The following is a 13,618-nucleotide window of genomic DNA, read 5'->3' as shown; positions in this document are numbered from 1 at the left end:
ATTCAGGAGGTAGTTAAATGAGCAACTTAGCGAGAAAAATGCAACAAGAAAGTATACAGCAACAGGAAGTAAAGTCGATTAAGAAGGTTACGAAGCATGCCAAATCATTATTATCTCCTGGAGAAAAAATCCTTGGTGTTACTTGTGCAGCATTAATTTGTTTAGGTGGAGTAACAATCATCAGTAATCAATCTAAGATTTACGATGTGAACAAGGAAATTCAAACAACTCAAAGCTCTATTGCTGTATTAGAAAAATCAAATAAAGAGTTAGATGCTCAAATAAGTAACTTAAGCAATTTTGAACGTTTAAGAGAAGTTGCAGAAAAATTAGGATTAGATTTTAGTAAAGATAATGTAAAGGTTGTGCAATAAGCAATGATTCGAAAACAGCCTAATATTAATGTGGGAGCAGCCATCCTTTTTGCCTTTTTTTGTCTGCTCTTTTTTGTATTAGTTGTTCGCTTTGTCTATATTCAAGCAACAGGTGAGGTTTCTGGGACCGTTCTTGCGGCAGAAGCAGATAAAAGACATAATTCAAGTCGGACATTAGAGGCATCTAGAGGCAACATTTTAGATCGTAATGGTGAGGTTATTGCAGAAGATGCTGTGTCTTATAAACTGGTTGCAGTAACAGATGCAGAGCTTAGTAAAAATGATCCGAGTAACCCAGTACATGTAAAGGATCCAGAAAAGACAGCAAAGGAATTGGCAAAATATATTGATTTAGAAGAATCTGAGATTTATAGAATTTTAACAAAAGAAGGAGCTAAGCAGGTTGAATTTGGTACTGCGGGGAAAGACCTTTCTTTTGATGTGAAAAAGAAAATTGAAGAATTGAAGTTGCCAGGAGTACTTATTACAGAAGGCAAGAAACGTTTTTATCCAAATGGAATGTTTGCTTCACATGTTATCGGTTATCTAGAAGAAAAAGAAGACGAAGATACAGGTACATTCACGGAAACTGGTAGACTTGGAATTGAAGGGAGCTTGAATTCCCTCTTAACAGGAACAAATGGAAGTATGAAATATAGCAAAGATTTTTGGGGATATATTTTGCCTAATAGTAATGAAAAAGTAGTTGCAGCCAAAGATGGGGACAATGTGACACTTACTTTAGATAAAAGAATACAGTCCATCTTAGAAGATTCAATGAATAAGGTAGTAGAAGAGTATAATCCGAAAAAAATCATTGCTATTGTTGCCAACCCAAAAACGGGAGAAATCTTAGCGATGAGTCAAAGGCCTTCCTTCGATCCAGTAACAAGAGAAGGTATTTCAGATACATGGCATAATGAAGCCATTGAAACATCTTTTGAACCTGGTTCTACGATGAAAATCTTCACTTTAGCAGCAGCTGTGGAAGAAGGCGCATTTAATCCAGATGAGCAATATCAATCTGGAAGGTATGAAGGTATTGGAGACCATAATAATGGTGTCGGTTGGGGACCAATAACTTATTTAGAAGGAGTTCAACGTTCTTCTAACGTAGCTTTTGCCAAACTTGCGAAGGAAAAATTAGGGTTTGATAAGCTAAGAGAATATATAACCAAATTTGGCTTAGATCAACCTACTGGTATTGATCTCCCAAATGAAGCTAATAGTCAAATTGTTTATAATTGGCCAATTGAAAAAATTACGACTTCATTCGGTCAAGGAACAGCTATTACTCCTATTCAGCAAATACAAGCTGCTACAGCGATTGCGAATGATGGGAAAATGGTGATGCCTCATGTAATAAAGGAAATTCGTGATGCTTCAGGTAAACTTGTCAAGAAAGCAGAGACAGAAGTAACAGGAACTCCTATCTCAGCTGAAACAGCAAAGGAAGTTAGAGATATTCTGGAAACAGTCATTACGAGCGAAAAAGGAACAGGCTATAACAAATATAATATCGAAGGATACGATGTGGCCGGGAAAACCGGGACAGCACAAATTCCCAAAAGTGGCGGTGGCTACTTAACAGGTCATGATAATTATATTTTCTCCTTTTTAGGAATGGCACCAAAGGATGATCCAGAATTAATGATGTATGTTGCTGTTCAACAACCTGAACTAGAAGGAAATGAAACAGGCTCCGAACCAGTTTCTGAAATTTTTACGACAGTTATGAAAAGTAGTTTGCAGTATATGGATATTGCACCAACCAAAATGGTTGCTACTAAATCTGTTGAAATTCCTAATCTATCTGGTATGACGGTAGAAGAAGCGAAGAAAATAGCGGAAGAAACAGGCTTAACAGCTATTGTTATAGGAAACGGTAATACGATTGAAGGTCAACTTCCAGAAGAAGGACAGTCTTATCTAGAGGGCGAAAAGATCATACTCAAAACAAATGGTGAACGAACAGTTCCAGATATGACAGGCTGGTCCTTAAGAGATGCTATAAAAGTGGCAGATCTTCATTCTTTAAAATTAGAATCATCCGGCAGCGGATATGTGGAAACACAAAGCATAAAGGCTGGTTCTACGGTCGAAGAAAATGCAGAATTGACGATTACTTTGAAAGAACCGGAATAGAGCTTTTGTTTAGGTAGCTTTACTACATGATTGTATGTGGTAGAGCTTTTTTTAATGGCTTAGGAGAAAATATTTGTTATAGTTATAGAAAAGGAGGCGTAATATGTGTCATAAACGGAGAGAAGAATCAGATGAATTGCGGATATGGCGGGCGTTAAATGCGAGATTCCCGTTAGCAGACGAAGAAACACGATATTTTCATAATTTGCTAAAGGGGTGGGAGGGAGAGAAAAAATTTGATTCTTATACAGAAAACGTTTCGAAAGGAAATGTAATTTTAAATGATTTGCTATTTGAAGTGAGTAATACAATATTTCAAGTGGATTCTATCATGATTAGCGGTGAAACATTATTTTTGTATGAAATTAAGAATTATGAAGGAGATTATTATTATGAAAACGACCGCTTTTTTACTAAAAGCCAAAAGGAGATAAGTAATCCCCTGATACAATTGAAGAGAACAGAGACATTACTTAGACAATTACTTCACAAGCATGGATATTCTATTCCAATTGTGAGCAATGTAGTATTTATTAACCCCGAATTTTTCCTCTATCAAGCACCACTTCAATTACCAATCATTCATTGGAATCAATTAAATCGACATATTCTCCATTTGCAACAGAATACAATTCCACTTAAGAAACGTTCAAAATTGATAGCAGAGAAATTGAATTCCCTTCACCTAGAGGAAAATCCGTATAGAAAAATTCCTTCTTATCAGTATGAGGAGATTCAGAAAGGGATTTTATGTGCTGGGTGTGGCAGGTTTGGGTTTAGGGTTGTGGGGATGGGGGTGGAGTGTACTTTTTGTAATCATATTGAAAGATTTGAAAGGGCTGTATTAAGAACGATAGAAGAATTCAGAGTGCTATTTCCTAATAGTAAAATAACGACAAAAGCGATAAGTGAGATGTGTGGTGGAATTGCATCTCTAAAGAAAATTAGACGCATATTAGAAAGGAATTTTAAAATGAATGGTGTGCACCAATGGGCATTCTATAATGACATGGATGAGGTAGATTAAATAAATGTACGCTGAATTATGAAAGGCCAAATGTAGAAAAACCCAGCGAAAAGATCGTTCATAGCGAAAATGAAAGCCCAAATGAAGAAAACCCAGCGAAAAGATCGTTCATAGCGAAAATGAAAGCCCGAATGAAGAAAAACCCAGTGAAAAGGTCGTTCATAGCGAAAATGAAAGCCGAATGAAGAAAAACCCAGTGAAAAGGTCGTTCATAGCGAAAATGAAAGCCCGAATGAAGAAAAAACCAGCCGAAAGGTCGTTCATAGCGAAAATGAAAGCCCAAATGAAGAAAAACCTAGCGAAAAGGTCGTTCATAGCGAAAATGAAAGCTCGAATGAAGAAAAACCCAGCGAAAAGGTCGTTCATAGCGAAAATGAAAGCCCGAATGAAGAAAAAACCAGCCGAAAGGTCGTTCATAGCGAAAATGAAAACCCAAATGAAGAAAAACCTAGCGAAAAGGTCGTTCATAGCGAAAATGAAAGCCCGAATGAAGAAAAACTCAGCGAAAAGGTCGTTCATAAGCCCTGTTAAATTTCCATCTCCCTAAACCTCCCCACCCCACTTCCCGTTCTATTCCCACAAGTACAAGCATATATTGGAACGAGTTCGTATAAAGGAGGTTCCATTTGTATGCGGGTTTCAAATGTGACCGTGCGTAAACGGTTGATGATAGCGTTATTGGCAGGGATTGTTATTTTTCTAATTATTGATGTTCGATTAGCTTATGTTCAGTTTTTCCTAGGGGACGAGCTAACAACCAAGGCAAAGAATTTGTGGAGTCGTCAAATTGCGTTTGAGCCGCAAAGGGGAGAGATTATTGATCGAAATGGAGTGGCTTTAGCTACTAATATCAGTTCCCCAACCGTATATATTGTGCCACGGCAATTAAAAGATCCAGCAAATACCGCAGAAAAATTAGCGGAGGTTTTAGAAGGAGATAAAGAGGCTATCTATAGCCAAATTACGCAAAAAGAAATGAGTGTACGGATAAAAGAGGGTAGAAAGATAACCCATGAAAAAGCAAAAAAAGTACGAGCACTAGATATTGATGGTGTTTATATTGGCGAAGATTCAAAGCGATCGTATCCATTTGGAAACTATTTATCTCATGTTTTAGGTTTTACAGGAATAGATAACCAAGGATTAATAGGATTGGAATTAGAATATGATGATGAATTGAAAGGGCAAAAAGGATCTGTGCAATATTATTCTGATGCGAAGGGGCAGAGAATGAATGATATGGCAGATGACTATGAAGCACCCAAAGATGGAAATGATTTAATGCTAACGATTGATTCGAAAATCCAAACAATTGTGGAAAGAGAATTAGAAATAGCTGAACAAACGTATAATCCAGATTCTATTATAGCCATAGCGATGAATCCGAGAACAGGAGAAGTATTAGCTATGTCCAGCAGCCCTGATTTTGAACCGACTGACTATCAAAATGTTGATTCGACTATCTACAATCGAAATTTACCCATTTGGAGTGCCTATGAACCTGGGTCAACCTTTAAGATTATTACTTTAGCAGCAGCATTAGAGGAAGGAAAAGTAGATTTAGATAAAGATACTTTTTATGATAAAGGCTATGCAGAAGTTGGTGGAGCTAAGTTAAAATGTTGGAAAAGTGGAGGACATGGTTCTCAAACATTTTTAGAGGTTGTACAAAACTCCTGTAACCCGGGTTTTGTCGAACTAGGAGAGCGTTTAGGAAAAGAAAAATTGTTTAAGTATATTAAGGATTTTGGATTTGGTGAGAAAACAGGTATAGATTTAGCGGGAGAAGCCAAGGGAATTCTCTTTAATTTAGATAGAGTAGGACCAGTAGAACAGGCAACTACAGCATTTGGTCAGGGGGTTGCAGTAACTCCTATTCAACAAGTAACAGCATTGTCAGCTGCCATCAATGGCGGAACCCTATATACACCATATGTGGCGAAAAAATTAATTGACCCTGAGACAGGGGAAGTGTTAATGGAAAAAGAACCTACTGCCAAACGCCAAGTAATTTCTGAAGAAACTTCTAAAGAAATAAGAAGAGCTCTTGAGAACGTGGTAGCAAAAGGTTCTGGTGGAAAAGCGTTTGTAGAAGGATATCGTGTTGGGGGAAAAACAGGGACTGCACAAAAAGCCTCTAACGGGAAATATTTAGAAAATAATTATATTGTTTCATTCATAGGCTTTGCTCCAGCTGATGATCCAGAATTAGTTATTTATGTAGCTGTAGATAATCCAAAAGGAACCGTTCAGTTTGGTGGAACAGTAGCTGCTCCTATTGTTGGAGCAATGATGGGAGATAGCTTGAGGGCATTAGGAGTTGAACCAAGAGAAGATCAGATTGAAAAGCAATATAAATATCCAGATACACCATTAATCGAAGTACCAGATTTAGTAGGACATACGAAAAAAGATATTAGCGAAATGTTTATTAATTTAAAAATTGATTCAACTGGAAGTGGAGAAAGTGTTATTAAACAATCTCCAGCGCCTGGAACAAAGGTACAGGAAGGATCAACCATTATTATTCAGTATAATTAATGGTAGAAGTTAGCGGCCATTTATTGTGCCGCTTCTATTTATATAAAGAGCTGTTTTTCATAAAGTTCCTTATTTTTGAATACAAATTTAATAACAACAAAGCGTGCTTAAAGCAGTATCTAGAATGGGAAAAAGCTTGCATCTTTTTTGAACAGCATAGCGAAAAGTTTAGGAATCATGTAAAATAAAATACGCTAAGGAAAAAACACTCTATTTGTTAGCTTGATTAGTATATAATTAAATTTTGTTGTGTAATAAAAGTACATTCCATAATCACGAACAAATAGTAGGAAAAGATTCATTATACATATGGAGTTAGAGAAAAGAGGAATTAATGCGATGCGTTTAAAAGAGCTGATACAATGTTTACACCCATATACTCCTTACACGGGAGAGGATGTAGAAATACAATCGATTGAAAATGACAATCGCAAAGTGTCAAAGGGTAGTTTATTTATCTGTATCAAAGGATTTACAGTAGACGGACATGATTATGCTAAACAAGCATATGAAGCGGGAGCTGTAGCCATCATTGCTGAGAAAGAATTATCATTACCAATACCAGTTATTGTAGTAAAGGATACGAAGAAAGCAAGCAGTATACTCGCAAATGTTTTCTACCATCATCCTACTCAAAGCCTTCAATTGATTGGAATAACAGGAACGAATGGTAAAACAACTACAAGCCATTTAATTGAAGCTATTTTAAGAGAAGCCAATAAGAAAACAGGTATTATTGGAACAATGTACACAAAAATTGATGAAGAAATTCAAGAAACAAAAAACACTACTCCTGAGGCAGTTACTTTACAAAGATTATTCCATCAAATGGTCGAACGTGAAGTAGAAACAGCGGTTATGGAGGTATCTTCTCATGCACTTGTAGAAGGAAGAGTGTTTGGATGTGACTATGATATAGCAGTATTCACTAATCTTACACAAGATCACTTAGATTATCATGGAACAATGGAAGGGTATAAAAGAGCAAAAGGACTTTTATTCTCAAGACTAGGAAACACCTATTCCAATACAAAACCTAAGTTTGCTATATTAAATAATGATGATCCAGTAAGTCATGAATATGCAAACTTATCACCTGCACATGTGTTGACATACGGAATAGACAAAGATGCAGATGTTATGGCAAAGAATATAAAAATGACAGCTAATGGTACATCTCTTGATTTGATTACGCCTTTAGGTGAATTCTCCTTGCTTTTAAAAATGGTAGGGAAATTTAATGTATATAATATTTTAGCAAGTATTGGGGTGGGTATTGCTAGCCAAATCCCAATGAAAACAATAATAGCTGCTTTAGAGAAAGTAGAAGGAGTGTCTGGTCGTTTTGAAATGGTTCATGCAGGTCAGAACTTTTCTGTAATTGTTGATTACTCTCATACTCCAGATAGCTTAGAAAACGCGCTGAAAACTGTAAGGGAATTTGCAGAAAATAAGGTATATGTCATTGTCGGCTGTGGTGGGGACAGAGATAAAACGAAAAGGCCTTTAATGGCTAGAATTGCATGTAAGGAAGCAACACATGCCATTTTTACTTCTGATAACCCAAGAAGTGAAGACCCAGCTACGATCTTGCAAGATATGGAAGCTGGTGTATCTAGTATGGAGAATTATAGCATTATTCCTGATCGAAAGGATGCCATCTCTACTTGTATGAAAAATGCTCAAAAAGGGGATGTGGTATTGATCGCAGGGAAAGGGCATGAAACCTATCAAATAGTTGGTACAGAGGTATTGGACTTTGATGATCGATTAATTGCTAAAGAAGCGATTGAGGGGAGATAAAATGGCACTTTCCTATCATCTCATTCAAGAGGCATTTCCGGAAACCAAAGGATTTGTACAGGAAAATCTATTATTTGAAACAGTGTCATTCGTAGCAAATATAAAACAGCCAAAGGGATTATTTATCCCTATTCAATATGAAACATTCGTTACAGATCTGAAACAGGCAATTAACAATGGAGCAATTGGAGCAGTATGGGAAAAGGGAGAGAAGCCACCATCTTACACACCCAATCATTTTCCCATCTTTTATACTAATGATTTAAAGGAAGGCTTACAAAAAATGATAGCAATATATGAGAAACAATTAAATAATCAAGCAAACTCAACAAATTTTATCTTTTCGAAAGATTTAAGTCTTAATCAGGTTGTGAACACATATGATATAGCGGTAATAAAGGAACAAGTTTCCTTACTAAATTTCAATTGGAAAGGAGAGGAATAAAATGCAGGAGAAGGTTATTTTCTTTACTATCGTTCTTGGGTTTTTAATTACTGTGTTAATTTCTCCTTTTTTTATTCCTTTCTTGAGAAGATTAAAATTCGGACAAAGTATTAGAGAAGAAGGACCAAAATCACATCAAAAGAAAACAGGTACACCAACGATGGGTGGACTGATGATTATTTTATCTATCACAGTCACAACTTTGGTTATGATAAATAAGTTTTCAGAACCAACCATTAAAACCTACCTGTTGTTGCTTGTGTTACTTGGTTTTGGTTTATTAGGATTTTTAGATGATTTTATTAAAGTAGTTATGAAACGTAACTTAGGATTAACTTCTCGACAAAAATTATTAGGGCAAATTATCATATCGCTGATTTTTTACTTTGTACTAAGAGAAAATGAATTTTCAACTGCTGTTTCTATTCCATTTGTAGAACAACCAATTGAGCTTGGATGGTTTTATGCCTTGTTTATTATTTTCTGGCTAGTTGGATTCTCCAATGCAGTTAACTTAACAGATGGGTTAGATGGATTAGTTTCAGGTACAGCGGCTATTGCATTTGGAGCATTTGCTATATTAGCATGGAGTCAATCTCTGTTTGAAATTAGTATCTTCTCTGTAGCCATTGTAGGAGCTGTATTGGGATTCTTAGTTTTCAATGCACATCCAGCAAAAGTATTTATGGGAGATACAGGATCATTAGCGTTAGGAGGGGCTATTGCTGCAATAGCTATTTTAACTAAATTAGAAATTCTGTTAATTTTAATAGGTGGTGTCTTCGTTATTGAGACTCTATCTGTTATTCTGCAAGTAATCTCCTTTAAGTCTACAGGAAGAAGAATATTCCGCATGAGTCCCCTACATCATCATTACGAGTTGGTTGGATGGTCGGAATGGAGAGTAGCTGTTACTTTCTGGACAGTAGGGTTACTATTTGCTGCTTTAGGAATTTATATTGAGGTGTGGTTATAATGAAAGAAATAAAGAATTTTCATCATAAAAAAGTCCTTGTGTTAGGATTGGCGAAAAGTGGAGTAGGAGCTGCTCAATTGCTTCATAAACTAGGAGCGTTTGTAACAGTAAATGACAGCAAGCCATTACACGAAAATCCAGAAGCACAAGGGTTATTAGAGCAAGGCATAACGGTTATATGTGGAAGTCATCCAATTGAATTATTGGATGAAGGTTTTCAGTTAATAGTTAAAAACCCAGGGATTCCTTATCATAACCCAATGATTAAAAGAGCGGTAGAAAAGCAAATTCCTATTATTACAGAAGTAGAGCTTGCTTATCTTGTATCAGATGCGCCGTTTTTAGCTATTACAGGTTCGAATGGAAAAACAACTACTACAACACTTTTGTTTGATATGCTAGATATAGATAAGAAAAAGCCTTTAATCGCAGGTAACATTGGTACAGTTGCTTCTAATGTTGCGCAGGAGGCAAAAGAAGATAATCAGATTGTGATTGAGTTATCATCTTTCCAGTTAATGGGGATTGATCAATTTAAACCAAAAATTGCGATTATCACAAATATCTATGATGCTCATTTAGATTATCATGGAACAAGAGAAGAGTATGCTAGCGCGAAAGGGAATATCACACAGAATCAAGATGCAAATGATTATCTTATTGTAAATATAGAACAAGAGGTAGTCATGGAAATTGCTAATAGAAGTAATGCAACAATTATTCCGTTTTCCACAAAACGGGTTCTAGAATTTGGTGCTTATGTGAAAGATGGATGTATTTATTTTCATGATGAGAAAATCATTTATGTAAAAGATATTGTGCTTCCTGGTAACCATAACTTGGAGAACATTCTATCTTCTATTGCTGCTGCTAAATTAACTGGTGTATCCAATGAAAGTATTTTTAAAGTGTTAAATACCTTTACAGGGGTGAAACATCGTCTTCAATACATTGCAGAAGTGAATGGACGTAGATTCTATAATGATTCTAAAGCAACCAACATTTTAGCAACTGAAAACGCCTTAGCAGCTTTTGACGCTCCTACTATTCTACTTGCTGGTGGACTAGATCGAGGGAACGAATTCGATGAGCTGATTCCATCTTTAAAAAATGTAAAGGCAATGATTACATTTGGACAAACTGCTCCTAAATTAGAGAAGATTGCAGAGCTTGCTGGAATAAAAACAATTCAACGTGTCGATAATGTGGACAAAGCAGTGCCTGTTGCTTATGACCTTTCAGAAGAAGGAGATGTTATTCTTCTATCTCCAGCATGTGCAAGCTGGGATCAATATAAAACTTTTGAAGTCAGAGGAGACATTTTTATTCATGCAGTGCATATGCTTAAATAAGGGCTTGTCTCGAAGTTGATTTCTACAATTGTTACCAAGTGTTAGTTGTTTAGTGGAAAGAGAATAGAGTAATGTTGCATTATACATAGAATGGTAAAATCAGTGTATTTTACCAAAACAGCATGGAAAAGAAAATGTACCGTTTCAAATTCTTCATAAAGTCATGTTAAAGTGACTTCTGCTTATTTCATGGCTACATGTAACGGAATCGTTTAAATATATCATGAAGTGTCTGCTATCAATATCTGGTATTTAAGTTATTGATAGCAGACACCATTATATAGATGAAACGTTATAGTAGCATTTCCGCTTTTTTCTTCGCAAGCCCTAATCTTGCATTTTGAGGTGTTAACAATGGCATCAAAAAAAACTAGTCCAGATATCATCTTAATGATTATTACTTTTACGCTTTTGGCTATCGGTCTAATTATGGTATATAGTGCTAGTGCTGTAATGGCTGAGAGAAACTTAGGGGATTCTTTTTATTTCGCGAAGAGGCAAATGCTGTTTGCGGGTGTTGGAATAGCTGCCATGATATTCATCATGAATCTTGATTACTGGATTTGGCGTACTTGGGCTAAGCCTATTATTCTTGTTTGTTTTGCTTTGTTAGTAATTGTGTTAATTCCTGGTGTAGGGTTAGTACGTAATGGTTCTCAAAGCTGGATAGGTGTAGGAGCCTTTTCTATTCAACCTTCTGAATTTATGAAAATAGCGATGATTATCTTTTTAGCCAAATTTCTTTCAGAGAACCAGAAACATATTATCACAGTAAAAAAAGGATTGTTTCCATCACTGGGGCTTGTTTTTCTAGCTTTTGGTATGATTATGCTTCAACCAGATTTAGGAACTGGTACAGTTATGGTGGGGACGAGTATTGTCATGATTTTTATTTCCGGCGCACGAATTAAGCATTTTGTTATTTTAGGTTTAATTGGAGTAGCAGGATTTGTTGGACTTGTTGCATCAGCTCCATACCGGATTAAAAGGATTACTTCCTTCTTAGATCCATGGTCTGATCCTTTAGGAAGTGGCTTTCAGATTATCCAATCTCTCTATGCTATTGGACCAGGAGGGCTGTTCGGCTTAGGGTTAGGCGAGAGTAGACAGAAGTTCTTCTATCTTCCCGAACCACAAACAGATTTCATTTTTGCTATCCTATCAGAAGAATTAGGCTTTATTGGTGGATCACTTATTCTCTTATTATTTTCTTTATTATTATGGAGAGGTATTCGAATTGCACTAGGCGCACAAGACCTTTTTGGAAGTTTTCTTGCAGTAGGAATCATTTCAATGGTTGCTATTCAAGTAATGATTAATATCGGTGTAGTATCAGGGTTAATGCCAGTAACAGGAATTACTCTTCCGTTTCTTAGTTACGGAGGATCCTCGCTAACCCTCATGCTAATAGCCATAGGAATACTCCTTAATGTTAGTAGATATTCAAGATATTAGGAAAAGCACATATGCTTTTTCTTTTTTTTTGAAAAAAATATTATTCTCTAGAATATTATCTATTTTCACATTTATAAAAATCACTTTGCAATTATTGCATTTTAAATATACAAGTCACCAAAGAGTTTACAGTTCTTTTTCAATTTAAAGAAAGAGCTAAAAGAGGTTTAAAATAATGTAGAATAAGGTATCTCAATAGTTGGGATAAAAATTTTTTACAAATGCATTAGATTATTTCTGTTTTTTACCAATTCAAGATATAATAGGAATACAATAAATTTAAAGCAGTAGGAGAGAAGTGAAGGCATGAGAATTGTAGTAAGCGGTGGAGGAACGGGTGGTCATATATATCCTGCGTTAGCCCTTATTAGAGAAATTAAGAAACAAGTAAAAGAGGCAGAGTTTCTTTATATAGGAACAGAACAAGGACTAGAAAGCACACTTGTAAAAAGAGAAGAAATCCCTTTTAAAACGGTACATATAACGGGTTTTAAGCGGAAAATTTCCCCGGAAAACTTGAAAACAGTCTGGAGATTTATTTCGGGTGTTTCTAAAAGTAAAGCTATATTAAGAGAGTTTAAGGCAGATGTAGTAATAGGAACAGGGGGATATGTTTGTGGCCCTGTCGTTTACGCAGCTAGTAAAATGGGGATTCCAACCATCATACATGAACAAAATAGTGTTCCAGGCCTTACCAATAAATTTTTAAGTAAATATGTGGATAAGGTTGCAACATGCTTTGAGGAAGCAGCATCGTTTTTTCCGAAAGAAAAAGTGGTCTTAACAGGTAACCCTAGAGCGTCTGAAGTGTTAAATCAAGATGGTATTAAGGGACGACTATCAGTTGGATTAAAATTAAAGGATCCTTGTGTTCTCATAGTAGGAGGAAGTAGAGGAGCTAGACCTATAAATGATGCGGTTATAGCAGCATTGCCTTCTCTTGGTAAAAAGCCTTATCAGGTATTATATGTTACGGGAGAAGCCCACTATGAGTCAGTGAAAAAGGAAGTTGCGTTAGTTGGAAATCCGAGTAATGTAATAATTAAGCCATTCGTACATAACATGCCTGAAGTATTGACAAATATGGATTTAACTGTAGCAAGAGCAGGAGCAACTACATTAAGTGAGCTTACTTCACTCGGCATTCCAAGTATCTTAATTCCAAGTCCATATGTTACAAACAATCACCAAGAAAAAAATGCTCAATCCTTAACAACTAATGGAGCTGCCAAAATGCTTCTTGAAAAGGAGCTAGATGGAACCAAGCTAGTTGAAGAAATAGATACTATTATGTTACAGAAGGAAGTATTACATAATATGAAAGCAGCCTCTAAAAAATTAGGTATGCCAGATGCAGCTATCCGTTTGTATGATGTTATGAAAGAAGTTGTTAATAAGCGAAAGCAACAGAAATAGGAAGATAAATTCTATTTTCAAGTTTTCACTTTGCGATTAAAATGGTAGACTTGTTTCTGTGCAATAGTATCGGAAGTAATCTCT

General features: G+C 35.9%; 11 protein-coding genes. All 11 read left to right on the top strand.

Annotation, left to right across the window (positions count from 1 at the left end; all coding sequences use genetic code 11):
- Nucleotides 1-17: 17 nt before the first annotated feature.
- On the top strand, nucleotides 18-374 hold the full coding sequence (ftsL, locus tag F9279_RS10605; protein WP_152112772.1) for a cell division protein FtsL: 357 nt from the start codon (nucleotides 18-20) through the stop codon (nucleotides 372-374).
- A gap of 3 nt (nucleotides 375-377) precedes the next feature.
- A complete protein-coding gene (locus F9279_RS10600; RefSeq protein WP_152112770.1) occupies nucleotides 378-2,519 on the top strand; it encodes a penicillin-binding protein in 2,142 nt (713 codons plus the stop codon).
- Between the two features lie 103 nt (nucleotides 2,520-2,622).
- Complete coding sequence (locus F9279_RS10595; protein WP_152112768.1) at nucleotides 2,623-3,546, top strand: nuclease-related domain-containing protein; 924 nt, start codon at nucleotides 2,623-2,625, stop codon at nucleotides 3,544-3,546.
- A gap of 181 nt (nucleotides 3,547-3,727) precedes the next feature.
- Nucleotides 3,728-4,093, top strand: coding sequence for a hypothetical protein (locus tag F9279_RS10590; protein WP_152112766.1), 366 nt, complete (start codon nucleotides 3,728-3,730; stop codon nucleotides 4,091-4,093).
- An 83-nt stretch (nucleotides 4,094-4,176) separates the two neighbouring features.
- Nucleotides 4,177-6,087: a stage V sporulation protein D gene (locus F9279_RS10585; RefSeq protein ID WP_152112764.1), complete on the top strand. Its 1,911-nt coding sequence runs from the start codon at nucleotides 4,177-4,179 to the stop codon at nucleotides 6,085-6,087.
- 339 nt (nucleotides 6,088-6,426) lie between these two features.
- Nucleotides 6,427-7,890, top strand: a complete 1,464-nt coding sequence (locus F9279_RS10580) for a UDP-N-acetylmuramoyl-L-alanyl-D-glutamate--2,6-diaminopimelate ligase (protein ID WP_152112762.1) — start codon at nucleotides 6,427-6,429, stop codon at nucleotides 7,888-7,890.
- A gap of 1 nt (nucleotide 7,891) precedes the next feature.
- Entirely contained in the window at nucleotides 7,892-8,335 is a 444-nt protein-coding gene (locus F9279_RS10575) for a hypothetical protein (protein ID WP_152112760.1), read from the top strand.
- Between the two features lies 1 nt (nucleotide 8,336).
- Nucleotides 8,337-9,311, top strand: a complete 975-nt coding sequence (gene mraY / locus F9279_RS10570) for a phospho-N-acetylmuramoyl-pentapeptide-transferase (protein ID WP_152112758.1) — start codon at nucleotides 8,337-8,339, stop codon at nucleotides 9,309-9,311.
- Nucleotides 9,311-10,663 carry a UDP-N-acetylmuramoyl-L-alanine--D-glutamate ligase gene (gene murD / locus F9279_RS10565; protein WP_152112756.1) on the top strand — a complete coding sequence of 451 codons (1,353 nt, stop codon included), beginning with the start codon at nucleotides 9,311-9,313 and terminating at the stop codon, nucleotides 10,661-10,663. The genes mraY and murD overlap by 1 nt, the downstream gene beginning before the upstream one ends.
- 354 nt (nucleotides 10,664-11,017) lie before the next feature.
- Complete coding sequence (gene spoVE / locus F9279_RS10560; protein WP_152112754.1) at nucleotides 11,018-12,118, top strand: stage V sporulation protein E; 1,101 nt, start codon at nucleotides 11,018-11,020, stop codon at nucleotides 12,116-12,118.
- Between the two features lie 306 nt (nucleotides 12,119-12,424).
- On the top strand, nucleotides 12,425-13,534 hold the full coding sequence (gene murG / locus F9279_RS10555; RefSeq protein ID WP_152112752.1) for an undecaprenyldiphospho-muramoylpentapeptide beta-N-acetylglucosaminyltransferase: 1,110 nt from the start codon (nucleotides 12,425-12,427) through the stop codon (nucleotides 13,532-13,534).
- Nucleotides 13,535-13,618 lie beyond the last annotated feature (84 nt).

This window comes from Bacillus sp. B1-b2, from assembly GCF_009183415.1.
Classification (GTDB): Bacteria; Bacillota; Bacilli; order Bacillales; family Cytobacillaceae; genus Niallia.
This window is presented reverse-complemented; position numbering and strand designations above follow the sequence as displayed.

Bases quoted from the DNA above. Each gene is read 5' to 3' on its own strand.
- F9279_RS10595 (WP_152112768.1), top strand. From the start codon at position 2,623: ATGTGTCATAAACGGAGAGAAGAATCAGATGAATTGCGGATATGGCGG.
- F9279_RS10600 (WP_152112770.1), top strand. From the start codon at position 378: ATGATTCGAAAACAGCCTAATATTAATGTGGGAGCAGCCATCCTTTTT.
- spoVE (WP_152112754.1), top strand. From the start codon at position 11,018: ATGGCATCAAAAAAAACTAGTCCAGATATCATCTTAATGATTATTACT.
- ftsL (WP_152112772.1), top strand. From the start codon at position 18: ATGAGCAACTTAGCGAGAAAAATGCAACAAGAAAGTATACAGCAACAG.
- F9279_RS10590 (WP_152112766.1), top strand. From the start codon at position 3,728: ATGAAGAAAAACCCAGTGAAAAGGTCGTTCATAGCGAAAATGAAAGCC.
- murG (WP_152112752.1), top strand. From the start codon at position 12,425: ATGAGAATTGTAGTAAGCGGTGGAGGAACGGGTGGTCATATATATCCT.
- mraY (WP_152112758.1), top strand. From the start codon at position 8,337: ATGCAGGAGAAGGTTATTTTCTTTACTATCGTTCTTGGGTTTTTAATT.
- F9279_RS10585 (WP_152112764.1), top strand. From the start codon at position 4,177: ATGCGGGTTTCAAATGTGACCGTGCGTAAACGGTTGATGATAGCGTTA.
- F9279_RS10580 (WP_152112762.1), top strand. From the start codon at position 6,427: ATGCGTTTAAAAGAGCTGATACAATGTTTACACCCATATACTCCTTAC.
- F9279_RS10575 (WP_152112760.1), top strand. From the start codon at position 7,892: ATGGCACTTTCCTATCATCTCATTCAAGAGGCATTTCCGGAAACCAAA.
- murD (WP_152112756.1), top strand. From the start codon at position 9,311: ATGAAAGAAATAAAGAATTTTCATCATAAAAAAGTCCTTGTGTTAGGA.